Here is a 23,861-nt window from a genome sequence, read left to right as displayed (position 1 = left end):
ACCGCTAACCTCCGTACGTATGACCGATTCTCAAATACGCGACCGGGTCGCGGGTGAGCTCGCGAGACCGCCGGCTCGCCGCGTCCTGTGGCTCGCCGCCGGCGGCACCGCGGCCTTACTCGTCGCCGACCTCGCCACGCGCGCCTACAACCGGTACGACCCCATACCGACCGTCCGCAAGTTGGTGAACGTCGACGTCGAGGCCAACCTGGCCACCTGGTGGAACAGCACGCTACTGCTGGCCGTGACGGGCATGGCGCTGATCGCCGCGCTGCTCAGCGGGCGCGGCGCGCGCCCGGGGCGGTCGTCTTGGCTGGGTCTTGCCGCCGCGACTGCTCTGCTCAGCATCGACGAGACGGTCTCCTTGCACGAGCGTCTCGGCGAGGTCGGCCGGTCGTGGAAGGAGTGGGCCGGAGGGTCGCTGCCCACGCACGCCTGGGTGCTGCCCGGCGCGGTCCTCGCGGCGGTGGGCACCGTGTGCGCCGTGCTGTGGGCGCGGAAGCTCCCGCGTGACCTGCGGTCCGGGCTCCTTGCCGCGCTGGCGGTGTATCTGGGCGGGGCGCTGTTGACCGAGGCGTTCAACGGCTGGGCGCACGCGAACGGCCACAGCACCGTGCTCATGCTGGGAACGATCGTGGAGGAGGGTCTGGAGATGAGCGGCTGCATCGTCGCCCTCGCCGTCCTCAGCCGGTACGTGGTGCTGGAGCCTGCCCCGGCGTCGGGGCGCGCGGCGGTCCGGCTGCGGGGCGACTAGGCCCTTTCGTCGGGGCCAGTGAGCGGGCCCAGAGGAAGAGACGCGTGCAATGTGGAGTCCGGTCGGATAGATGGTTGCGGGGGTCCTCTCGCAGCAACAGCTCGATCCGCGCCCATTGCACGTCAGTCGACGGATCCCCCGAGCAACGATCAGATGATCCGGACGAAACGTACGAGGCCAGACGGAGGCGGACCCACCAGACGCAGAGGCCGGCCAGGACAGCGGTGCGGCCGAGACCGCGCTCTAGCCGAGGCGTTTGTCGGCGAACCGAGTCGTTGCGCTGTCGCGCGGACCGCGAACGCCTGGTCCGGCAGCCGATGATCGCCCTGCTCAACGAGGTCGCGGACGCCGACCCCCGGTACGAGGACTTCTCCGTCTGGCACTACCGCACCGACTCCTGGTGGTGGCAGCACCAGAGCGCGGTGATCCGGCTCGGCCGCAAGATCGAGATCAATCTCCGGTTCTCCCTGGACGGCCTGCGGATCCAGGGCGCCTGGTGGTACCCCGATCCCGGCCAGGTGGACCTGTTCCGCAAAGCCGTGGCCTCCGAGGGGAGCGGCCGCGAACTGTCCGCCATCGTCGAGGACGTACGGAAGAAGGGCTACGACATCTCCGGGGACGTGATGAAACGCCCCCCGCGCGGCTATCCGACGGACCACTCCCGTACGAACCTGCTGCGCCACCGTTCGCTGATCGCCGCCCGTCCCCTCGGCTGCGAGGAGTGCCTGCACACCCCCGAGACGGTCGGCCGGGTCCTCTCGGCCGCCGCCGACCTGGACGCCCTGCTGACCTGGCTGGTCCGCCACGTGAAGCACGCCGCCTGACATCACGAGAGCGCCGCGCGGCACGGGAGGAACAACACCCGGGGGCGCGCCCCCGGATCGACGCCCCCGGAGGGCACATCCGGCAGGAGTTGGGAATGCAGGCGCGGACCGGGGCGATGGCGATGCCCCGCGCAGCGCGATGTTGCGGTCGAGCATCCGGCGGCGGAACGACCCCCGCGTTTCCCGCCGTACGGCACCCCCACACAGCCGACCGCACCGCTGTCCCGGGTGATGGCGGGCCGTGAGACACCGAAGGTCAGCAATCTTGCCCGCCTGGGCCATCGCTCGGATCCGTATCGAGTTCGAGCCGTCACGACAAGCTGCACGCCCCGCTACTGCGTATCTGCATCCGCGACATCGGGCCCGGCATGGACACCCGCACTGCCCGCACTGCCCGCACGACCGGCGCCGACGCGGCTGAGGTCGACGGGCTCACGAGCAGCCCGCCCATCCTGCTTGCCGAACTCCACCCCGATACCCTTCTGCCCGCTGACGGCCTGTCGCTCCTGGCCACGTGCGCCAACGCCGCCACGCCGGACGTCTCACCGACCCACTTGGCACGCTCATCGCGCGTGCCCGTACGGCGGGATTCCGCTACCTGCAGCACACGGTCATCGTGCACGGCCACGCCGTCGGTGCCTCACTCTGGTTGGGCCACAAGTCGATCAAGACGGCCGTCGACATTGTGCCGATTGAGCAGCTCCACACGGCGGCCGAGTCGGCCGTATTGGAACGCCCTGACAAGTGCTGAGGCTGAGGCACACCCTGCGCACGCGTGCGGCAAATTCAGTGCTTGACCAGGACCTTCGCGCCCACGAGGACCAGCCCCACGAAGAGGTTGACCGCACCGGTCATGGCGACCAGCTGGCGCGGGGCACCGGCTCTGACGAGGGCCACGGTGGCCCAGCCGACCTGCTCGGCGAGGGCGACGCCGAGGGCAACCCACCCGGTGCCTTCGGGGCCGAGCCCCAGCGAAGGACACACCACCACGGCGGCAGCCGGCGGGAGCGCGACCCCGACGATCGGCCATTCCCTGCGTGCCTCGCGGCGGATCACCTCCCACGACAGCGCCTGATGCGCCAGCTTGTCGCCCACAATGCGGGCGTAGACGTGCGTGATCCAGAAGACCAGACCGTTGGTGAGCAGCATGACCACGAGCTGGAGCCGGGGGAAGGGACCCAGCGTCCCCACCGCGGCAATGACTGAGGCGGCAAGGAGCGAGCCGTAGACCGCGCCGGAGTAGTCCCGGGCCGCTGCTTCTGCCGGTTCGAGGCTGCGATGATCCATGCCCTCAGAATGCCGAGCGATCTGGGCCGCACGTCGACACCGCGCCCGGCAGGATCTGGTAAGCGGCACGGTCGCGTCGTACCGCCGCTACCGCGTCCGGAGGACCTTGACACCATCGCCCGCGCCCACGGCGCCAAGGTCAGACCCGCAGTCGGGTCACCCAAGCCTTCAGAGGGGCGCACCCTCACCAGGCGTACGTCGAGGGCGCGCCCGGGATGGTCGTCGCGGTTCAGCGAGCTGGGCGAGGGTTCCTGTCCCAGCCGATCGTGCGCTCGACCTTCTACCGGCCGGGGGGGGCAACGCCGCAGCCGCGAGCGTTCCTTGGCCGACGCCCTTGCCTGGCGCCGCGTCGTGTGTGCGCGAGGACCACGGCGACGAGTGCGAGCCGCTCGCCCTGCACGCGGACACCCGGTGGTGTGGGCGGAAGTGGGAGTACCCGCAGAGAGCTGTACGGAAGGGTTTGGCCACCTCGGGGCCAAACCCTTCGTGCTGTCTGTCCCTACGTCGCCGGAGGTCCGTGCCAGTGAACCGGTCCCTCCAGCAGATGCGCCTGTCCGGGAGGCCTCTTCCAGGGTCAACACGGCCGCACGTCACCGCGCATACTCCGGAGTGGTGCCCCGACGATCGTGCGCCGGGGCACACAGCGATTCGATCTGTGAGATCACTCGCAGGACATGGTCACGCTTGCCCGGAAGATGTGGCCGTAGTTCGGGTCGTCGAATACCTCGAAGACCTGGGGCTCACCATCGAGTTCACATTGGAACCTGCCGTCCCCGCTCGCCGAGACTTCGGCGTCGTCGATCGCGCCCTGCACCGCGACCTCGGCTGTCGGCCCGCGGCCGGCGCCGCAGTAAAGTGCTGCCGAGCCGGCGGTTGCGGGCGTGGCGACGGCCAGCAGGGCGGCGACTGCTCCGGCTACGAGGAGCCCACCCCGGGTCGTCCATCTGATTGGTCGCAGCATCTTCGATCCCTGCCTTTCAGCGGTCGGCCCCGTCGTATGACGGGCATCGGGTCGCGCGCTCAATCAGTGATACGGACGCCGCATGCCACATGTTCACCGCCTGGCCGCAGGCGGCGAGCGCGAAAGAGATGGGTTTGTGGATGGCGTGTCGGCCACAGAAGGCGCCCGACCCGCCGCGCCGCAGCACCTTGGAGTATGAGCGCGCCGACAGTCGTCCATCCGCCCGCCGGTTCTGGTGGCCGACGGGTGACGGTGCGCGAGGAGATCCTCGGCCTCGCGCACTCGGATCGTGACGTCGTCGAGTTCCTGCCCCGGGGTGGTGCGCCGGACGCGGAGGAGCCGCTCGACGACCCGGCGTAGGTGACATGGCGGGGCGGGCGGGCGCACCACTACGAGGCGGCGTAGCTCGGCGACGACGCAGGTACGGGCCCTTGGCTTACGGACACCTTGGGAGAGAGCCGCCCGGCACGGCGACAAAGCTTCACCCACCCCCCCCACTCGGTGTCAGCTCCCACCAACATTTCCGGCTCTGCGATCAACAAGTGCTGCCCAGACTGTGCTGGGTTCCACTGCTGTCCAGACGCACAGGATCACCGCGTCCGAGCGTCGCGCCGAGGAGGTGAAGGCGCCGGGCGCCGTCGCTTTATGCCACCTACGGTTGCGCAGGCCGCGCAGACCAGCCTCAGGAGGCCGCCTTCGCCGTGCGCGCCTGGATCCACGTGCGGATCGCGGACACGGTGGTTTCCGCGTGCTCCCGCATCATCGTCAGGTGATCGCCGGGGACGTCCACGACCTCGTGCGCCGACGGCCAGGACGTCCGCCAGTCGTCGGCGTCCGCGGAGGCCGTCATGGCGGGCGTGGGGAGCGAGGCGCGGACCAGGAGGGTGGGCGTGGCGACGGGCTCGGGATCCCAGTCGAGGAAGATCCGGTTGTAGGCGCCCACCGCGGCCAGGGTGCTGTCGTCGTCGGCGAAGTCGGTCCCTCCGGTCTCGCGCGGCGGTGGGGCGGCCAGGGACAGCAGCCAGTCCTTGCCGCTGTTGCGTGGGGTGATGTGGTACGTGTCAAGGAGTACGAGGCCGGTCGGTGCCCGGCCCATGCCTTCCAGGTGGTGGGCCACCAGGTGCGCCACATTGCCGCCCGCCGAGCGACCCACGATCGCGAAGGGCCCGTCACCGACATGCCGCAGCACGCTCTCGGCCTGGGTGCGCGCCAGGGCGGCGCGGTCCTCCGGCACCGCGGCACCGGCGCCGATGCCGATGCCGGGATGTGGGAACTCCAGGATGTTCAGGGTGCCCAGGTCGTGCTGGTCGTTCTGGAGTGCGTTGTGGAAGCGGGGGAAGTCTCCGCCGTCCGGTGCGAGCGACGGATGGTAGGCCGGGAAGTAGACGACGGTCGGCCCTCCGGGGGCGCGGCGTGCGTGGGCGCGGCGGCGCGGTGGCAGGGCGTGCTCGTGGCCTTGGGTGGCCGTGAAGGTGGGCAGCGCCCAGGAGGCGGTGACGAGCAGGTGCATCGCCGCCACCGGTTGCCCGGCGGCGCTGACCGTCCGGAAGAGAGAGGAGAGGGTGTACGTGGGGCGCTCGGCCCCGGGGGTTTCGGGCGCCCCAGGGGGCTCAGGGGCGGCTGCGGCAACTGCTTCGTCGTCCAGCATGCCGAGCAGGTGGCGTGTCAGTTCCTCGGCGGTGCGGTGCTCGAACACCACTGCCACCGGCAGTCGGACCTTGAGCGCCATGCTCAGCCGGTTGCGGAGCTGTACGGCGGTCAGGGAGTCGAACCCCAGCTCGGCGAGGGACTTGCCGACCGGCAGTGCGTCGGCGTGCGGGTACCCGAGCACCGCGGCCACGTCGGCCCGCAGCAGTTCCACAAGCGCCGACTCCCGTTCGTCCGGGGGCAGCTGGTCCAGGAGATTCCGCCAAGCTCTCGGCTCAACGGCCTGCTCGGAGCCGGAGCCGGAGCCGGAGCCCGAGGTCGTCGGGGCCGCGGTCGGCCGCTTCCGGTGGACGAATCCCCGTAGCGGCGCCGGGAGTTGCTGCTCCGTACTTGCCTGGAGCGCGGCTCGGTCGAGGAGTATCGGCGCGAGTACCGGCTCCGTCGAGCGCAACGCGGCGTCGAACAAGGCGAGGCCCCGCTGAGTCGACAGCGGCACGAGCACTTCACGTGGCTGTGGACGTTGTCGGGAGTGGTCGGGAACCAGCCCCGCCGCCATGCCGCCGGAGTGCTCCCACGGGCCCCATGCCAGCGAGAGCGTCGGCAGTCCTTCGGCGGCGCGGCGGTGGGCGAGGGCGTCCAGGAAGGCGTTCGCGGCCGCGTAGTTGCCCTGGCCCGCCCGGCCGAGCAGACCGGAGACGGAGGAGAACACGACGAACGCCGAAAGGCCCATGCCCCGGGTCAGTTCGTGCAGATGCCAGGCTGCGTCGGCCTTGGGCCCCAGCGCGGCCGCCATCCGATCGGGGGTCAGCGAGTCCAGCACGCCGTCGTCTAGGACCCCGGCGGCGCGCACCACAGCCGCCAGCGGCGGATCGCAGCGCTCGAAGACCCCGGCCAGCGCGGCACGATCGGCCGCGTCACAGGCGACGATGCCGACTTGCGCCCCCAACTTCTCCAGATCGACGCGCAGTTGCTCGGCTCCGGGCGCCTTCGGCCCACGGCGTCCGGTCAGCAGCAGATGCCGTACGCCGTGTTCCGCGACAAGATGACGCGCCACCTCCGCACTCAGCGCGCCGGTTCCTCCGGTGATCAATACCGTGCCGTCCGCACCGAAGGTGGCCACCACGGTGTCTTCGGCAGCATTACTGACCGCGGCCAGTCGCGGAACCGTCACCTGCCCGTCCCGTACCCGGAGTTGCGGCTCACCGGTGGCGACGGCCGCGGGCAGCAGCCGCAGTGACTCGGGACGCCCGTCCACATCCACCAGGACGATGCGACCGGGCAGTTCCGCCTGGGCCGTACGCACCAGTCCCCACATCGCCGCACCCGCCAGGTCCGGCACCGGGGCAGTGGCATCGCGCGTCACCACCACCAGCCGTGAGCCTGCCGCGTCCGGATCGCCCTGCCAGTCCTGCAGTGTCGTGAGCATGCGGTCGGTCGACTCGTGTACGGCCGACAGCAGGTCGGACCCGGTCGCGGCGGCGGAGACGGCGCTGACGGCTACGAACTCCGGGTGTGCGGCGGCGGTGGGCAGGAACCCGGCGAGGTTCAAGTCGTCCCGGCCCCGTACCGCCCATCCGCGGTCATCGGCGTCACCGGAGAGTTCGAGAGCGACCCATTCGGGGCGCAGCAGAGCCCTTGCCGCGAAATCGTCCGTCATCTCGGCCCGGTCGGCGGGGAGTTGACTCGTGGTCTCGGCCGGGAGTTCCCTCGTGGTCAGGGAGTCCACGGAGGCCACGAGTCGCCCGGCCGGGTCGGCGAGCGTGAGTGAGACCGTGTCTGCGCCGGTCCGAACCACCTGGACTCGCAGTTCCGTGGCTCCCGAGGCGTGCAGGCGCACCCCGCTCCACGCGAAAGGCACCCGCACCGTGCTCGTGCCGGCGGGTGCGGCGAACAGACACGCGTGCGCCGCGGCGTCGAACAGCGCCGGGTGCAGCCCGAAGCGGCCCGCTTCCCCGATGTGCGCCGCGGGCAGCCGGACCTCCGCGAAGACGTCGTCGCCGCGCCGCCAGACCGCGCCGACCCCCTGGAAAGCAGGCCCGTAGGCGAGTCCGGCATCGGCGACCGCGGCGTACGCGTCGGTGAGATCGAGTGCCTCGGCGCCAGGGGGAGGCCATTGGGTCAGCTCGTGCTCGTGCTCCGCCGTAGGCTCACTGCCCAGCCGACCGGAGACGTTGTGGGCCCAAGGGCCTTCGCCTTCCGACTCGCTGAACCCGTCGGACCCGTTGAACCCGTCGGACCTGTCGGACCTGTCGGACCTGTCGGACTCGCCGGACCCGACGGACTCACCGGACCCGACGGACCCACCGTAACCATTGAACTCGTCGGACCCATCCGGCCGCGAGTAGACGTCGACCGGCCGACAACCTGAGTCGTCCACCGCGCCCACCACGACCTGGACACGCACCCCCGCCGAACCGGACAGGGCGAGTGGCGACAGCATCACGAGCTCTTCGACCGCCTCGCAGCCCACCTCGTCGGCTGCCCGCACGGCCATCTCCACGAAGACCGTGGCCGGCACGATCACCCTCCCGGCGACGCGATGGTCGGCGAGCCACGGGTGCGTCACGAGGGACAGAAGGCCGGTCAGTACGGTCCGGTCCGTGCCCGGCACCGGAAAGGCGGGGCCCAGCAGCGCCGGAGCGTCGACGGCGGCCGTCCGCGGCGCGTCCAGCCAGTACCGTCGGCGTTGGAAGGCGTACGTCGGCAGGTCCACGAGCCGCGCGCCGGAGCCCGCGTACACCGCCGCCCAGTCGACATCCGCCCCGGCCACATGCAGCCGCGACACCGCTGACAGGAGCGTCTCCGGTTCGTACGCATCGCGGCCGGTGGCCGCGACGAGCACGGAGCCGCCATCGAACGCATCGCCCAGACAATCGGTGGCCGCCGCGGTGAGGGCGGGGCCGGGGCCGAGCTCCAGGTACGCCGAGACTCCGTCGTCCGCGAGCCTGCGTATGGCGTCGGCGAAGCGCACGGGCTGCCGTGCATGCCGCGCCCAGTACTCGGGCGAGCACAGCTCCGCGGCCTCTGCGACCCGGCCCGTCACGGTGGAGACGACCGGGATGCGCGGTGGCCGGAAGGTCAACGTCCGGGCGACGCCCAGGAATTTGTCGAGCATCGGATCCACCAGGGGTGAGTGGAAGGCGTGACTCACCCGCAGACGTACGGCCCTGCGGCCGCGCTCCTCGAGGTCGGCCGCGACCGCCAGCACCGCGCTTTCCGCTCCCGAGATCACCACCGAACGAGGCCCGTTGACCGATGCGACGGCCACCTGATCCCCGAACTCAGCCATATCCGCGAGGACTTCCTCCTCGGTCGCGTCGAGCGCCACCATCGCGCCGCCGTCGGGCAGCGCCTGCATCAGGCGGCCACGAGCGGCGACGAGCGTCGCGGCGTCGGGCAGATCGAGTACGCCGGCGACGTGCGCCGCCGCCAACTCGCCCACGGAATGGCCCACGAGGCGGTCGGGTCGCACGCCCCACGACTGAAGCAGCCGGAACAGCGCCACCTCGAAGGCGAAGAGTCCGGCCTGGGTGAAGTCCGTACGGTGGATGAGGTCCGCCTGGGGCGAGCCCGGTTCGGCGGACAGCACCGCGCTGAGCGGCTGGGGGAGACGGTCGTCCAGGTAGTGGCAGACCTCGTCGAAGGCTTTGGCGAACACCGGGAAGGCGACCCGCAGTTCGGCGCCCATCCGGGGGCGCTGGGCCCCTTGTCCGGTGAACAGGAAGGCCGTACGGATCCCCGGGTTCGCCACGCCTTGTACGACTCCCGGCGGGCGCCGCCCCTGCGCGAGTGCGCTCAGCGCGTCCACGAGCTGTGTCCGGTCACCGGCCGGCACCATCGCCCGATGAGTGAGTGCGGAGCGCGAGACGGCCAGCGAGTGGGCGACATCGGCGGGCAACAGGTCCGGCCGGTCCGCCAGTTCGGACGCCAGCCGCCGCGCCTGGGCGTGGAGGGCAGGTTCATCGGCGGCGGAAAGCAGCCAGGGAGCGGGGATCGGAGCCGGCACCGGTGCGGCTGTCTCCTGGCGGACCGCCGCCTCGTTCCGCGGCGGCTCTTCCAGGATCACATGCGCGTTGGTCCCGCCGATCCCGAAGGCCGAGACCCCCGCACGCCGCGGCCGGTCCGAGGCGGGCCAGGGGCGGGCGGTCGTCAGGAGCTCCACCCGGCCCGCGCTCCAGTCCACGTGCGGTGTCGGCGAGTCGGCGTACAAGCTCCCCGGCAGCTCGCCGTGCCGCATCGCCTGCACCATCTTGATGACGCCGGCGACTCCGGCGGCCGCCTGTGTGTGCCCGAGGTTGGACTTGACCGATCCGAGCCACAGCGGCTGCTCGCGGCCTTGTCCGTACGTCGCCAGAATGGCCTGCGCCTCGATGGGGTCCCCGAGCCGGGTGCCCGTGCCGTGGGCCTCCACCGCGTCCACGTCGTCGGCGCGCAGCCCCGCGTCCGCGAGTGCTCGCGCGATCAGCCGCTGCTGTGCGGGACCGTGGGGCGCGGTGAGCCCGTTGGACGCGCCGTCGGAGTTGACGGCGGAGCCGCGGAGCACGGCAAGGACCGGATGACCGGCCCGCCGCGCGTCGGACAACCGCTCCAAGAGGACGAGTCCCACACCCTCCGCCCAGCCCGTGCCGTCGGCAGCCGCCGAGAACGACTTGCAGCGACCGTCCGGCGAAAGGCCGCGCTGGCGGCTGAAGGCGAGGAAGGGGTTGGGCGTCGCCATGACCGTGACCCCGCCGGCCAGCGCCATCGAGCACTCGCCCGAACGCAGCGCCTGCGCCGCCCAGTGCAGCGCCACCAGCGAGGAGGAGCATGCGGTGTCGACCGTGATCGCGGGACCGCGCAGACCGTACACGTACGAGATCCGCCCGGAGGCCACGCTGCCGGTCGAGCCCAGGCCCAGGTGCGCCTCCAGCTCGTGGGGGCGGGTGAAGCGGGCGGCGTAGTCGCCGTGCATCACGCCGACGAACACCCCCGTGTCGCTCTCGCGCAGCGACGCCGGGTCGATCCCGGCGCGCTCCCACACCTCCCAGGACGTCTCCAGGAGCAGCCGCTGCTGCGGGTCCATCGCGAGCGCCTCGCGCGGTGCGATCCCGAACAGACCGGCGTCGAACTCCGCGGCCCCGTGCAGGAATCCACCATGCCGGGTGTACGAGGTGCCTATCCGGTCGGGATCGGGGTCGTACAGGGCGTCCAGATCCCAGCCGCGGTCGGCCGGGAACTCGGAGATGGCGTCCCTGCCCTGAGCGACCAACTCCCATAAGTCATCGGGTGAGTTGACGTCACCGGGATACCGGCAGCCCATCGCGACGATCACGACGGGATCGTCCTCGGAGGACTCGTGGTTCCGGCCCTGCCCGCCGTACGGCCGCGGGTGCTCCATGGGCTCGCCCTCGAAGAGCGCGACGCGCAGATACCCGGCCACGTCGGCCGGCGTCGGATGGTCGAAGACGAGCGTCGCCGGCAGGCTCAGCCCGGTCAGCGCACCGAGCCGGTCCACCAGCTCGACCGCGCCCACGGACGTCATGCCGAGATCGGCGAAGGTGCCGTCCGTGTCGGGCAGTTGGCCCGGCGCGCAGCGGCAGACCTCGGCCGTCTCGGTGAGCACGGTCTTGCGCAGGGCGCGTTCCTGCTCGTCGCGCGAGAGACGGAGGAGCCGCGCGCGCAGAGCGGTTTCGACCGTGACCGAGGCCGGCGGGGCAGGGGCGGCCAGCTTGTGGCGGGCGGTCTTGCCGGACGCGGTGCGCGGGACGGCGGCGATCTCGTGGATCTCGGTCGGCACTTTGTAGTCGGCGAGCCGGGTACGGCACCCGGCGAGTACCTGCCGTGCGTCGATCCCGTCCGGACCCGGTACGACGAAGGCGACCGGCACCTCGCCAAGCACGGCGTGCGGCACCCCCACCACCACGGCGTCGGACACGCCGGGGCACTGCAGCAGCGCTTGCTCGACCTCGGTCGGGTGGATGTTCTCGCCGCCGCGGATGATCAACTCGCTGACGCGGCCGGTGAGTCCGAGGTGGCCGTGTTCGACGCGGCGGCCGAGGTCGCCGGTGCGATACCAGCCGTCCCGCAGTGCGGAGGCCGTGGCCCCGGGCTGCCCGTGGTACCCCGTCATCAGGTTCGGCCCGCGCACCCAGACCTCACCCTCGGCTCCGTCCGGGACGCCCTCGCCGCTCCTCGGGTCGACGATGCGCACGTCCACGCCCGGGACGGGCAGCCCGCAGGAACCGTCGACCCTGGACCCTTGGGGACGGTTCGCCGTGATGGCGCCGCAGGTCTCGGTGCTGCCGTACATGTCGAGCAAGGGTGCCCCCGTGGCCTCCTCCACGGCCGCGCGCAGAGCGGGACCACTCGGTGCACCGGCCACGACACACACCCGGAGGGTTTGCGGGGCCTCTCCGGCTGAATCGACAAGCCGGTGATACGTGGCGGGCACGCCGGCCAGCATGGTGAAGGGCCCACCGAGCGCCTCGTACGCCGTGTGCAACTCCTGTCGCAGACCGTCCGGCGGCAGCAGCACATCGGCGATTCGGGCGCTCGCGCCCACGGCCGTGACGCCCAGGATCGCCAGCGAGTGGCTGAAACTGTGGAACAGCGGAAGGGGCCAGAGCAGTCGGTCGTCGGACGCGAGGCCGAAGATCGGGGCGTAGCAGGCGGCCACGGACCACAGCGCGGCCCGCTGCGTGGACAGCACGCCCTTGGGCCGGTTCGTGGTGCCGGAGGTGTAGAGCATCCAGGCCGGATCGTCGAGCCCCAGCAGGTCGATCTCGGCGGCACCGACACTCTCGGGAGCACCGACACTCTCGGCGGCACTGCCACTCTCGGCCGCGCTCTCGAACCGCGGGGCGCCGTCCGGCACCGGATCCGCCCCCGTGACCAGCACACCCAAGCGGTCGTACGGCGCTCCCAGGCGCCGGAGTTGCGCGAGGCGCGTGGCGTCCACGATGACGAAGTCGGCACCGCTGTCCTGAAGGAAGTGAGCCAGCTCGGTGTCGGAGGACCGCGGGTCGAGCGGGACGCCGACCATCCCGGCCCGCAGGACGGCGAGACAACTCTCCACCATCTCGACGCAGTTGCCGAGGCAGATCGCGACGCGGTCACCGCGGCGGAGTCCGGTACGGGTGACGTACCCCGCCAGCGCGCGGGTGCGCCGCTCCAGCTCGGAGTAGGTGACGCTGCGCCGGGAGTCGGTGTACGCGACACGCCGGGGCGCCGACTCGGCGTGCTCCTTCAGCAGTGCGGGAACCGGCCGGATCAGCTCGTCACGCGTCATGCTCCGCCTTCCACCTTCCTTGCGGTGTACGGGTGTTGAGCCTACGCGGACGCGGAACGGTGGCCGTCGTGGATCAGCCGCGTGAGCGACTCCACCCAACGCCGGAGGCGGAGAGCGGCGCCGCGGACGCCTACGGGTGCCCCCATTCTCGTACCGGTATAGTTTGACCGGTATAGTTATTGGCTACATGAGGAGGGCGCCGCATGATCGAGATCCTGAACCCCACCCTGCTGGCCCGGGCGAAAGACACCGGCGCCCTGGTCGCCGACATCCTGCAGACACTGAAGGGCCGAAGCGCGGTCGGCACGAACCTTCTGGACATCGACCGGTGGGCCGAGAAGATGATCGTCGAGGCTGGGGCGCAGTCCTGCTACGTCGACTACGCGCCGTCCTTCGGGCGCGGCCCGTTCGGCCACTACATCTGCACGGCCGTCAACGACGCCGTGCTCCACGGACTGCCGTACGACTACGCGCTTGCCGACGGCGATCTGCTGACCCTCGACCTCGCCGTCTCCAAGGGCGGAGTCGCAGCGGACGCCGCCATCAGCTTCATCGTGGGCGACGCGAAGCCGCCGCAGAGCGTCGCGTTGATCAGTACGACCGAGCGCGCGCTGGCCGCGGGGATCGCCGCCGCCGGGCCGGGGGCCCGCATCGGTGACATCTCCCATGCCATCGGCACGGTCCTCGGCGAGGCGGGGTACCGGATCAACACCGAGTTCGGAGGTCATGGCATCGGATCGACGATGCACCAGGACCCGCACGTCGCGAACACCGGGCGGCCCGGCCGCGGATACAAACTGCGCCCTGGGCTGCTCCTCGCCCTGGAGCCGTGGGTCATGGCGGACACCGCCCAGCTCATCACCGATCCCGACGGGTGGACACTCCGAAGCGCGACGGGCTGCCGGACGGCGCACAGCGAGCACACCATCGCCATCACCGACGACGGAGCCGAAATCCTCACCCTGCAGCAGTAGGCGCGGTCATGAGGCCGCGATGACCGCGCCGCCCGGTGAGCACGCTCACCCGGTGGGGCCGCCGGCGGCCTCCCGGCGTACGGTTTCGGCGACGCCGGAGAGTGCCGCGCCGAAGTGGCGGCGCTGTGCGGCGGTCAGGGGGTCGAAGACGAGTCGGCGCACCTGCGCGACATGCCCCGGCGCGCTGTCGGCCAGCTTCTGCCGGCCGCTGTCGGTCAGCGTGGCCAAGGTGTAGCGACCGTCGCTCGGGTCGATTCGGCGAGCGATCCACTCTCGCGCCTCGAAGCGGTCCATCAGCTTTGACAGTCGCGGGAGAGTGCTGTCGCAGTCCCGGGCCAATTCGCTGAACCGCATGGTGGCCTGATGCGCCATCGACAGTCGGGCGAGCACGCCGTACTCGAAGTTCGTGATGCCCGCGTCGCGCCGCAACTGGCGGTCCAGGGCCGCAGGCAGTGCGATCACGACGGTGAGAAGGTCCTGCCAGAGTTTCTGCTGCTCGGCGTCGAGCCACGGTGACGGTTCGTCCATGTGACCCATCCTACTTGCCTGGGCAAGAGACATCTGTTGCCCAGGCAAGTCAGTGCGGTCTACCTTGTGAGTTGCCCAGGCAAGTCAAATGCGGCCTCAAGGAGCTCTCTGTGATCAAGCTCAGCATCTTCCTGACCCGGCGGGCAGACCTCTCTCACGAGGAGTTCGTGGAGTACTGGACGCAGAAGCACACCCCGCTGCTCTCGAGCCTGCCCGCCGGAGAGGTCCCGGTCCGGCGCTACGTCCAACTCCTGCCCACCGACGACGAGATCCCCGGCATAACCACCGCCGCCTACGACGGCGTCGCCGAGGTGTGGGTCGACGACATCGCCGACGCCGCCCGCTGGTTCACCTCTGACACGTACACCACGACCGTCGCCGCGGACGAGGAGAACTTCCTCGACCGCTCCCGGACCCGTTTCCTCTACGCCACCGAGAGCGCGATCTTCGGCTGAACAACACCGACGCCGGGGGGCGAATCACCTGGGGGTTCTAAGTGACCGTGAGCACGATCTTGCCCTGGATGTGTCCTCGGGCGGCGCGTTCGTGCGCGGCCCGGGCGTCCGCGAGCGCGTACGTGCTGTCGATCGCGACGCGGACCGTTCCCGCGTCGAGCAGGCGTCCCAGTTCGGCGAGTTGCGCGCCGTTCGAGCGGACCTGTGCGACCGAGACCGTGACGCCCAGTTTCGCGGTCTCCTCTTCGTCGAATTCGCCGGGGAACACCGGGAAGAGGGCGCCGCCGCGCTTGAGCGTGCTCAGGAAGCGGCGGCTGTCGGGGCCGCCGACGGTGTCGAGAACGAGGTCGATGTCGTGCACGAGTTCCTCGGGGCGGCTCTTCGTGTAGTCGATGAACTGGTCGGCGCCGAGCTCGCCCAGGAACGATTCGTGCGCGCCCGATGCCACCGCGATGACGCGTGCGCCCTTCCATTTCGCCAGTTGCAGCGCGAAGTGCCCCACTCCGCCCGCGGCGCCGTTGATGAGCACCGTCGTGTCGCTGTCGAGTGCCGTCGGGCGATGCCACGCCTTCTGGAAGGGCGAAGGGCGGTCGTGTCCGAGCTCGATCAGGAACTGCCATGCCGTCAGTCCGGCCATGGGCGCACCGGCGGCGTGTACGTGGTCGATGCCGGCCGGCTTGCGTGCGAGGTCCGAGACGGGCGCGGTCACATATTCGGCGTATGCGCTGCCGTCGAAGCTGGGAAAGCGCAACAGGCCGAAGACCTCGTCTCCCACGGCCAGGCCGGCTGCCTCTGCCGCGTCCCCGGCGACGGCCTCGACGACGCCCGACACGTCCGTCCCCGGGATCACCGGCAGCCTGACCGTCGCTTCCGGCTCCCCGGGCACCTCGGTCAGCCCGCCGCGCAGGTACCAGTCCGGAGGGTTGATGCCGACCGCGTGTACGCGCACCAGAACCTCGCCCGGCCCCGGCTCGGGAATGGGTAACTCGTCGTCATGACGCAGAACTTCAGGGCCGCCGTGCTCATGGAGGCGGACCGCCCTCATCGTGTGTGTCGGCATCGTCTTCTCCTGCTCGCGCCGCGGGATACGCTTATGCGGATCAGCGATCCACATAAATGGATCAGTGATCCGAATATATGGACCGCTGATCCGGATAGTCAAGAGGGACAGATGCGGGCCGACGCCAGGAAGAACCGCGACCACCTGCTCGCCGTAGCGGGCACCGCCATCACCGAGCAAGGCGTCGACGTGTCCCTGCGCGACATCGCGCGCAGGGCCGATGTCGGGCTCGCGACGCTGCTGCGGCACTTCCCGACGCGCGAGGCGCTGCTCGAAGCCCTGCTCCGCACGAGCTTCGACGAATTCACGGCAAAGGCAGGCGAGTTCGAGACGTCCAGCTCACCCGAAGACGCCCTCGTCTCGTGGCTGCGCGACTGCGTCGCCTGGACGACCGAGTATCGAGGCGTGACCGTGCTGATGGCGGCCGCCATCGAGGACACCGAATCCGCACTCCACGCCTCGTGCGTCACCCTGCGCGCGGCCGGTGCGCGGCTCCTCGCCCGCGCCCAGGCCGCCGGCGTGGCGCGCAGTGATGTCGATGGCGCCGATCTGTTCGCGCTGGTGGCCATGCTCGCCTGGCTCGGCGATCAGCCCTCGCTCGCGCCGCGCGCCGACCGCCTCTTCGACGTTGTCGCGAGCGCGATTCTGACGAACGCAGGGAGCGGTCATGCCGAGCGGGAAAGCGGCTGACAGGCCTTACGAGCGGCGGCCGTCATGAGTGGTCGGTCTCCGCCCGGCGGAGCCCCACGGGGTCGAGGGTGAGGTAGAGGCCGGCCGACGCCTGTTCCGGTCGGGTGGGCAGCGGGACCATGTGGCTGGTTCCGTGGCCGGCGAGGCCCTGCGCGCGGTGGCCGTCGAGTGGTCGGCGGAGTCTGTCGATGAGGGTGGCGACGGCCTCGTCCTGGGCGTCGCCGAGGTCTTCGGCACCGGTCACGATGTTGAGGAACGACTCGTGCAGACGCAGGTCCTGCTGGTCGCGGTGGCTGAGGGTCTGGGCCTTGCGGAAGTACGCGTCGCGGCCGTCGTGGATCCGGTAGAAGGCGCCGACCAGGATGAGCAGGCGCTCGTAGGCGTGCCGGTAGGCGGTGCGGTAGAAGCGCTGGGCCGAGGCCTCGTCGATCTCGCCGCGCAGCACGCTGCCGATCGCGGCGGCGGAGAGCAGCCCGCTGTACATGGCCAGATGGACGCCCGTGGAGAGCAGGGGGTCCAGGAAGCAGGCGGCGTCCCCGGTGAGGTAGTAGCCGGGGCCGCAGAACTCCTCGGCCACGTAAGAATAATCGCTCTCCACCTTGAGGCCTGAGACGCGCTGCGCACCGTCCAACATGCGCTCGAGCAGCGGACATTGGGTGAGCGCCTGCGCGTAGAGGCGGTCGACGGAGCCGTGTTGATCGCGTGCCCGGTTGAAGGAGTGCTTGTCCGTCACCAGGCCGACGCTGAGGGTGCCGTCGTGGAGGGGGATGGCCCAGATTCATCCGTGCTCGGGCAGGGAGAAGACGCCGATCGCGCCCTCCGGTGTGTCCGGCAGGGGCGCGGCGCCGCGCAGTATCCCCAGGCGGCGACATTGCGGAAGACGTCGTGGAACCGGCGGGTGCGCAACTGGCGTGCGGCCAGGACTCCGGCCCGGCCGGAGGCGTCGACGAGGCACCGGAAGTGCGTCTGTCCGGCGCGGCCGTACCGGGAGGTCCAGGTGGCCGAGGTCGTGCGGTATCCGTCGAATCCGACACGGCGTACCTGTGTCTCCTCGCGCACCCGTACTCCCTGCGCGCGGGCATGCTCCAGGAGCAGATGGTCGAACTCGGAGCGGATGACCTGGAAGCTGTAGGCGGCGGGCCGGTCCGAAGTGTCGAACCGCAGTTGCCACTCCTGCCCGCTCCAGCCGTAGAAGGCTCCGGTCTTGCGGGTGAAGCCGTGGCGCTCGACCGCTTCGCGTGCGCCCATCACGTCCAGTACGGGCAGCAGCGAGGGCAGCAGGGACTCCCCGATGTGGTAGCGGGGAAAGCGGTCCCGTTCCAGCAGGGTCACATCGAAACCCTGCCGGGCGAGGAGGGTTGCGGCGGTGGCGCCTGCCGGTCCGCCGCCGGCGACCAGCACCTGGGTCCGCTCGTCCACGCCAAGCTCCTCGTCGTAGGGGGACCCGCGCTCCTCGTCGTAGGGAGCCGCGCCCGGCCCGCCCGGCGGCATGCCCGGAATGCGCCCTCCCTGCGGTTACCGGCCGTGACATCATGGTCACCGCCCCTGCCCAGTGGAGCCGGAGCCGCCCCCTACGCGCAAGACCGCCCCTTGCGGCCGACATCGAGGGAGGACGTCCGTGCAGGCAGCGCCGGAACATCTGACGGTGGGTCTGGAGGAGGAATACCTGCTGGTCGACCCGGTGTTCCGGAAGCTCGCTCCGCACAGCGTGAAGGTGGTGGCCGCGGCCGCGCCCGAACTCGGCACGCGGGTCGGTACGGAACTGACGCGCTATCAGGTCGAGGCGCGGACCGATGCGCACACCGACCTGTCCGCACTGGCGGAGCAGGTGCGCGCCATGCGGGCCGCGGTCGGCGTTGCCGCCGAACAGCAGGGGGTGCGCGCCATCTCCAGCGGAACGCCCGTCATCGACGAGCCCGCGCCGCCTCCCGTCGTCCCGGACCCGCGCTACAGGCGGAGCGTCGCGGACTTCCGCGCCCTTGACGACGAACAGACCGTCTGTGCCTGCCACATCCACATCGGCCTGCCGGACCATCCGGCAGGCACGCTTCAAGTCAGCAACTGGCTGCGGCCCTGGCTCCCGGTCCTCGTCGCCCTCCTCGCGAACTCGCCGTACTGGGCAGGGCGGGACACCGGTTACGCGAGCTGGCGCACGATGGTCTGGGCGCGGTGGCCGGTCGCGGGCCCACCGCCGTACTTCGAGTCCCCGGCCCACTTCGACGAACTCGTGGGCCGCTGTGTGGCCACCGGCGCGATCATGGACCGCAGCGCCCTGTACTGGGACATCAGGCCCTCCCATCACGTGCCCACCCTGGAGGTCCGCATCGCCGACGCGGCGTGCGCCGTCGAGGACACCGCCCTGCTCGCCGCCGTCGTACGGGCACTGGCGGCCACCGCGCTCCGCGCCATCGCGTCCGGTGAGCCGGCACCGCGGCCCGAGCCGGAGTTGCTGCGCGCGGCCTGCTGGCGCGCGGCCCGTGACGGGCTGACGGGCCACGGCGTCGACCCGCTCACCGGCCGTCTCGTCCCGGCGCGGACACACGTCCAGCGGATGCTGTCCTGGATCCGGCCCGCCCTGCACCGCCACGGCGACCTGGAGGTGGTCAGGGCCGGCTGGGCACGCCTGTGCGCGGAGGGCAACGGGGCCGACCGTCAACGGGCGGTCCACCGCCGCCGCTCGAACCTGCACGACGTGGTCGACCACTTGTCCTTGTCCATGAGCCCGCCGGCGGTGTCAACGGGGGACTGACCCTCCGGCGTTCCGGCCGTCTGCCGTTCGGCGGTGGCCGGCCAGGACGGGCAGCGCGCCTGCGGCCAGGAGGACGGCCAGAGCCGCGTAGCCGTAGGTGAGCGTGGCGGCGGTGGCGACGCCCGCCACGAGCAATGGCCCCCCGGCGTCGCCCAGTTCGCGGCCGAGTTCGGCCGAGCCCATGGTCTGGCCCATGCGCTCCTCCGGCGTCGATGCGGCGAGGGCGGCGAAGCCGAGCGGGGTGATCAGACCGGTGCCGGTGCCGATGAGGGCGGCGGCCGGCAGGACCCCGGCCAGGCCGGGCAGCATCGCGGCGGCGAGTCCTGCGGCGGTGATGAGCAGTCCGGCCAGTAGTCCGGTACGGGTGCTCAGGCGTCCGGCGTCCAGGGCGCGGCCGGCCTTGGGCTGGACGACGGCGGCGGTGGCGGCGAGGACGGAGACGGCGGCGCCGGTGGCCACGGTGCCGAGCCCGGCCGCGGCTCCCGAGACGGGCAGGAAGCCCACGCCGACGGAGAGCGCGGCGGTGGCCGCGGCGAGCGCGGCGGTCGGGGCGAGGAAGGAGCGGTCGGCCAGGCGCCGCGCGAGGTCGGCGACGGTCTGGCGCTTGCGGGGCAGCGGCGGTACGGCGGGGACGGCGAGCGCGGCCCACAGTGCGACGGCCGCCGCGCACACGGCCATCACCGTGAACAGCAGGCGCAGGCCGCCCGCCCAGACCAGGACGCCGCCGAGCAGCGGGCCGAGGGTGTAGCCGATGGACTTGTAGAAGCCGTAACTGCCGAACGCACGCCCGCGCTTGGCCGCCGGGTTGAGGCGGGCCACCAGCGCGGAGGCGGACGGGGAGAACGCGGAGGCCGCCGCGCCCTGGCCCAGGCGGGCCGCCCACAGCCAGCCGGGGCTGTCCGCGATGGCGTACAGGGCGGAGGCGGCGGCGAACGCGATCAGGCCGCCGAGCAGGACCGGCTTGCCGCCGATGCGGTCGGCGAGCGAGCCGAACACCGGCTTGAGGATTACCTCGGCGCCGTCATACAGGGCGAGCAGACCGCCCAGGACCAGGAGGGAAGTGACGGCGTCCGCGGAGAAGCCGCCGAGGTTGGCGGCGATGCCGTGCGCGCCGAAGGCGGTGGTGAACCCCGCCGCGTACAGCGGCCACATGGCCCGCTTCGGGGCGGCAGGGGCTATGGGCGGATGGCTCACGATGGGTCCTCGTCTCTGGCGTGCGGCGCGCCGAAGAGGCGCTCGGCATCTCCCGTACCTGGCTATGGGGCAACGGCACCGGCCGAGAGGAGTGTCGCAGCGGCGAGGCTGCCCCAAAGGGCGGTCGGGCCGTGGGGTGCCAGAGCGGTGATGACCGCCGGGGAGACGGCGAGGCCGAAGCCCGTGGAGAGCTCGAAGCGGGCGAGGGTGCGCCCCAGGGCATGGGCCGGGGCGAGGGCGGTGACGAGGGCGGTGGCGCTGCCCGCGTAGATGATCTCGCCGATGGTGCAGAGCACGGACACGGCGGCGACGGCCGGGGCGCCCCAGCCGTGTCCCGGCGAGGTGGCCGCGAGGAAGCCGAGGTAGGAGGCGGCGAGCACCACTCCGCCGAGAGCCAGGACGGTCCGCCGGGAGTAGCGGGACAGCAGGACGGTGACCGGTACCTGCAGGGTGACCACCAGGACCGTATTGGCCACGAAGATGCCCGCCGACCAGACCGGCGATGCGTGCAACTGCGTCACCAGGACCAGGGGGAGCGCGATTTCGGGGACGTTGAGGCAGAAGACGTAGACCACATTGGCGGCAAGCAGCGTGCCCATCCGAGGTGCGGGGCCGTCGGCCTCGGCGGGGGCAGCAGCCGGGCGCGCGTGCAGGTGGACCGACCACGCCAAGGCCGCCGCGGCGAGATAGGCGAGACCCGTGACGGCGGCCAGCGCCTGCAGGGCGGTGCTGCCGCCCGCCAGGCATGCGGTGGCGATGAGCGCGCCCACGCCCATGCCGGCGTTGCGCAGAGCGCGGCCTCCGGCGAGCGCGGCGTCGCGTTCCCGGCCGTGGGCGACCGTGGCGACGAGGGCCGCGTGGGCGGCCGGCCAGGCCTGGTTGCCGATGCCGAGGAGCAGCGCGGCCGTCGCGAACAGCCAGACGTGGCCTGCCGGGGTGGCGAGGAGCAGCGCCACGCCGGCGACCCGCACCAGCATCGACGCCGCCACGACCGTGCTGCGTGCGCCCCGGTCAAGCCAGCGGCCCACCGCGGGCATGCACACCAGGCCCGCGACGATGCCGGCCGTCATGGCGATGCCGGTGGCCGGGGCCGAAAGTCGAAGCACCGTCACGCCGTAGAGCAGCAGAAAGGGCCGCAGCAGGCCGGTGCCGAGCGCGTCCACGGCCAGGGCGGCGGCATAGCGGGGGCCTCCGGACGCACGGACGAGGGCGCGGGGGCGGATCTTGGTGGTGGTGGGCATGGAGCACACCGTGCGGTCGGCCGCCCGATGGGGCACGTGGGTTGACGGACTCCGTCAACCCACGTCTTCACCGGCCGTGCGGCCAGCGATGATGAAGGGATGACGTTGCGCATCGACATCACCGGCCTGCCGTCCGAGCACGTGCGGTTCGCGACCTCCCCGCTGGCCGAGCTGACCGCGATGCTGCACGTCCTTGCCGAACCCGGGCATCATCCGCGGCTCGCCGACTGGGCCGCGGACGTCTGGGCCGGCCTGGCGCCGGAGCTCGCCGAGCGGCTGCGCGAGTCGGAGTTCCTCTGGCGGTCCTCACAGGCCGACTTCCTGCTCCCGGCCCGGCCTCGGCCGAGCCTCGCCGAGGAGTTGGACGACGTGGACCGGATCGACGACGAAACGTATGTGACCGCCGCGCTCATCACCACCTGCGGCAGCAACCGGGTCCCCCTCGCCGTGCCGTCGCCGCTCACCGACGCGACCGCGCGCGAGCGGGCCCTGGACCTGGCCCAGGCCCGCGGCCCGCGCCAAGAGGCCTTCGTGGAACGGCTGCTCGCGGACCCCGCCGCCGTGCGGGCACGGGTGCGCCACAGCCTGGAACTGTGCGCCGGGGCTTTCTTCGACGCCGCCTGGGCGGGCGTCGCCGTACAGCTCGCCACCGACCTGCGCGTGAAGAACGATCTGCTGAAGCGCCAGGGCCTGGCGGCGGCACTCGCGTCGGTCTCCGGCGCGCTCACCCTGGCACCGGACGGCGACCACATCACCGTGGACAAGCTCCAGGACAAGGCGACCGCCGCCCACGGCAGCGGGGTCACCTTCATCCCCAGTGTCTTCGGCAGTCCACACCTGGCGGTGGTCCACACGCCCGGGTGGCAGCCGGTGGTGCAGTACCCCGTGGCCGAGCCGAACCCGCCGGTGCCGGTATCGCTGGAGACGGTCGGGCTGCGCCTTGAGGCGCTTGCCCATCCGATACGGCTGCGCCTCCTGCGCACCCTGGCCCGCGGCCCGCACACCACCGGCGAACTGGCCCACGCCTGGGAGCTGACGGCCCCGGAGGTCTCCCGCCACCTCGCCGTACTGCGCCGTGCCGGCCTGCTGACGGCCCGACGGCAGGGTCGCTACATCCGCTACACCCTCAATTTGCCCGCGATGACGACGCTGGGCACGGATCTGCTGTCGGCCGTGCTGCGTTAGGGGCCGTGGCGACGACCCGGCTCGTCCGCGTACCCGAGAGCGCCGCGACCGAGACCGCCGCGAGCGCGAGCACGACGCCCGCGACCGTGGCCGCCGTGACGCGCGTGTCACCGTGCGGCAGCAGCAGGTCGAGGGCGAGGGAACCGACCAACTGGCCGGTGATCGTGCACAGTCCGAGCACCAGGACGCCGAGCTTCTGCACCGTGGCGACCGCGATGGTGATGAAGGTGATGCCGACCAGACCGCCGAGATAGAGGTACGGCTCGGCCGGCAGGCGGGAGGGAAGCCCCGTCGCCACGGCGTGCACCAGGAAGACGGCGCTCAACGCGCCGGTACCCGCGAGGAAGTTGAAGAACGTTCCCGTGTAGGCGGATCCCGCGGCGTTCTTCACATGCCCGTTGACCGCCTGCTGCCAACTCACGCAGACGCCCGCCACCAGCGGGAGCGACAGCATGGCGTACGGGAACCCGCCGCCCAGTTTGTCCGCCATCGACAGACCCACGGCCGCGAGCACCAGCACCGCGCCGACGACCCGGCGCCGCGTGGGCCGCTGCGGTCCGGCGGGCCCGAGCCCCATCCGGTCGAAGAGCAGCCCTCCTGTGACCTGGCCCGCGACGATCGCGACCGTGAACAGGGCGACGCCGAGCGCGCCGACCGTCAGCCCCTGCGTGAGCACAAAGGCCGCACCGCCGAATCCGCCGAGCACCTGCCACCACTTGAGCCGCCCGCCGCGTACGTCCGAGAGCACCAGGCCCGCGCCACGGCGGGGCTTTCGCAGCACAAGGAGACCGAGGGCCAGCACCGCGAACCCTGAGCCGAACGAGATCACCGCGGCGGCGAAACCGTCACCGCCGAGCCCGGCGGCGAGCTCCCCGGTGATGCGGGCCTGCAGGGAGATCAGGGTGCCGGAGAAGACGGCGAGGAGCAGCCAGGGGGCTGCGGCGGCGGGCATGTGTGTACGACCTCTGGGTGGGCTTCGACGGTGGGTGGAGCGGCGTCCCGGAGGCGCCCGCATCGGGGAGCGGCGGCCGGGTCCATACCTTTC

The 23,861-nt window shown here is 71.6% G+C and carries 19 protein-coding genes; 9 read left to right on the top strand and 10 right to left on the bottom strand.

The window, feature by feature from the left end; translation table 11 throughout:
* Positions 1-19 precede the first annotated feature (19 nt).
* The 3 genes from OG453_RS41090 to OG453_RS41080 all read left to right on the top strand — a co-directional run bounded on the left by OG453_RS41090 (position 20) and on the right by OG453_RS41080 (position 2,329).
* The gene (locus OG453_RS41090; RefSeq protein ID WP_266873821.1) at positions 20-754 is read left to right on the top strand and encodes a hypothetical protein; all 735 of its coding nucleotides are present in this window, start codon (positions 20-22) and stop codon (positions 752-754) included.
* A gap of 275 nt (positions 755-1,029) precedes the next feature.
* A complete protein-coding gene (locus OG453_RS41085) occupies positions 1,030-1,578 on the top strand; it encodes a DUF2461 family protein (protein ID WP_266873820.1) in 549 nt (182 codons plus the stop codon).
* Between the two features lie 514 nt (positions 1,579-2,092).
* Positions 2,093-2,329: a hypothetical protein gene (locus OG453_RS41080; protein ID WP_266873819.1), complete on the top strand. Its 237-nt coding sequence runs from the start codon at positions 2,093-2,095 to the stop codon at positions 2,327-2,329.
* 35 nt (positions 2,330-2,364) lie between these two features.
* Here OG453_RS41080 and OG453_RS41075 read toward each other — a convergent pair whose 3' ends face one another.
* Together OG453_RS41075 and OG453_RS41070 are read right to left on the bottom strand one after the other, a co-directional pair.
* Positions 2,365-2,865, bottom strand: coding sequence for a hypothetical protein (locus OG453_RS41075; protein WP_266873818.1), 501 nt, complete (start codon positions 2,863-2,865; stop codon positions 2,365-2,367).
* 661 nt (positions 2,866-3,526) lie between these two features.
* On the bottom strand, positions 3,527-3,826 hold the full coding sequence (locus OG453_RS41070) for a hypothetical protein (protein WP_266873817.1): 300 nt from the start codon (positions 3,824-3,826) through the stop codon (positions 3,527-3,529).
* Between the two features lie 195 nt (positions 3,827-4,021).
* On the opposite strand from OG453_RS41070, the gene OG453_RS41065 reads away from it, so the two are divergent.
* Positions 4,022-4,186, top strand: coding sequence for a hypothetical protein (locus tag OG453_RS41065; RefSeq protein WP_266873816.1), 165 nt, complete (start codon positions 4,022-4,024; stop codon positions 4,184-4,186).
* Positions 4,187-4,508: 322 nt separating this feature from the next.
* Here the strand turns inward: OG453_RS41065 and OG453_RS41060 are convergent, their stop codons facing one another.
* Positions 4,509-12,740 carry a type I polyketide synthase gene (locus tag OG453_RS41060; protein ID WP_266873815.1) on the bottom strand — a complete coding sequence of 2,744 codons (8,232 nt, stop codon included), beginning with the start codon at positions 12,738-12,740 and terminating at the stop codon, positions 4,509-4,511.
* 203 nt (positions 12,741-12,943) lie between these two features.
* Between OG453_RS41060 and map the strand changes: the two genes are divergently transcribed.
* Positions 12,944-13,714, top strand: coding sequence for a type I methionyl aminopeptidase (gene map / locus OG453_RS41055; RefSeq protein WP_266873814.1), 771 nt, complete (start codon positions 12,944-12,946; stop codon positions 13,712-13,714).
* Between the two features lie 45 nt (positions 13,715-13,759).
* Here the strand turns inward: map and OG453_RS41050 are convergent, their stop codons facing one another.
* Positions 13,760-14,242, bottom strand: a complete 483-nt coding sequence (locus OG453_RS41050; RefSeq protein WP_266873813.1) for a MarR family winged helix-turn-helix transcriptional regulator — start codon at positions 14,240-14,242, stop codon at positions 13,760-13,762.
* A 110-nt stretch (positions 14,243-14,352) separates the two neighbouring features.
* Between OG453_RS41050 and OG453_RS41045 the strand changes: the two genes are divergently transcribed.
* Positions 14,353-14,697: an EthD domain-containing protein gene (locus OG453_RS41045; RefSeq protein WP_266873812.1), complete on the top strand. Its 345-nt coding sequence runs from the start codon at positions 14,353-14,355 to the stop codon at positions 14,695-14,697.
* Between the two features lie 37 nt (positions 14,698-14,734).
* Here the strand turns inward: OG453_RS41045 and OG453_RS41040 are convergent, their stop codons facing one another.
* Complete coding sequence (locus OG453_RS41040) at positions 14,735-15,757, bottom strand: NADP-dependent oxidoreductase (RefSeq protein ID WP_266873811.1); 1,023 nt, start codon at positions 15,755-15,757, stop codon at positions 14,735-14,737.
* A gap of 111 nt (positions 15,758-15,868) precedes the next feature.
* Between OG453_RS41040 and OG453_RS41035 the strand changes: the two genes are divergently transcribed.
* Positions 15,869-16,447, top strand: a complete 579-nt coding sequence (locus tag OG453_RS41035) for a TetR/AcrR family transcriptional regulator (protein ID WP_266873905.1) — start codon at positions 15,869-15,871, stop codon at positions 16,445-16,447.
* 22 nt (positions 16,448-16,469) lie between these two features.
* Here OG453_RS41035 and OG453_RS41030 read toward each other — a convergent pair whose 3' ends face one another.
* Positions 16,470-17,180 (bottom strand): NAD(P)/FAD-dependent oxidoreductase, encoded by a 711-nt coding sequence (locus tag OG453_RS41030; RefSeq protein ID WP_266873810.1) that lies wholly within the window; start codon positions 17,178-17,180, stop codon positions 16,470-16,472.
* Positions 17,177-17,938, bottom strand: a complete 762-nt coding sequence (locus tag OG453_RS41025) for an NAD(P)/FAD-dependent oxidoreductase (RefSeq protein ID WP_266873809.1) — start codon at positions 17,936-17,938, stop codon at positions 17,177-17,179. The genes OG453_RS41030 and OG453_RS41025 overlap by 4 nt, the downstream gene beginning before the upstream one ends.
* A 127-nt stretch (positions 17,939-18,065) precedes the next feature.
* On the opposite strand from OG453_RS41025, the gene OG453_RS41020 reads away from it, so the two are divergent.
* The gene (locus OG453_RS41020) at positions 18,066-19,196 is read left to right on the top strand and encodes a glutamate--cysteine ligase (RefSeq protein ID WP_266873808.1); all 1,131 of its coding nucleotides are present in this window, start codon (positions 18,066-18,068) and stop codon (positions 19,194-19,196) included.
* Here OG453_RS41020 and OG453_RS41015 read toward each other — a convergent pair.
* Positions 19,182-20,348 (bottom strand): MFS transporter, encoded by a 1,167-nt coding sequence (locus OG453_RS41015; RefSeq protein WP_266873904.1) that lies wholly within the window; start codon positions 20,346-20,348, stop codon positions 19,182-19,184. The two genes, OG453_RS41020 and OG453_RS41015, sit on opposite strands and share 15 nt — an antisense overlap.
* A gap of 104 nt (positions 20,349-20,452) precedes the next feature.
* Positions 20,453-21,631, bottom strand: coding sequence for an MFS transporter (locus tag OG453_RS41010; RefSeq protein WP_266873807.1), 1,179 nt, complete (start codon positions 21,629-21,631; stop codon positions 20,453-20,455).
* Between the two features lie 99 nt (positions 21,632-21,730).
* Between OG453_RS41010 and OG453_RS41005 the strand changes: the two genes are divergently transcribed.
* Entirely contained in the window at positions 21,731-22,816 is a 1,086-nt protein-coding gene (locus OG453_RS41005) for a DUF5937 family protein (RefSeq protein WP_266873806.1), read from the top strand.
* Here the strand turns inward: OG453_RS41005 and OG453_RS41000 are convergent.
* The gene (locus OG453_RS41000) at positions 22,758-23,768 is read right to left on the bottom strand and encodes a DMT family transporter (RefSeq protein ID WP_266873805.1); all 1,011 of its coding nucleotides are present in this window, start codon (positions 23,766-23,768) and stop codon (positions 22,758-22,760) included. The genes OG453_RS41005 and OG453_RS41000 overlap by 59 nt on opposite strands.
* Between the last annotated feature and the right edge of the window lie 93 nt (positions 23,769-23,861).

The organism is Streptomyces sp. NBC_01381 (assembly GCF_026340305.1).
In the GTDB taxonomy this organism is placed as follows: Bacteria; Actinomycetota; Actinomycetes; order Streptomycetales; family Streptomycetaceae; genus Streptomyces.
This window is presented reverse-complemented; position numbering and strand designations above follow the sequence as displayed.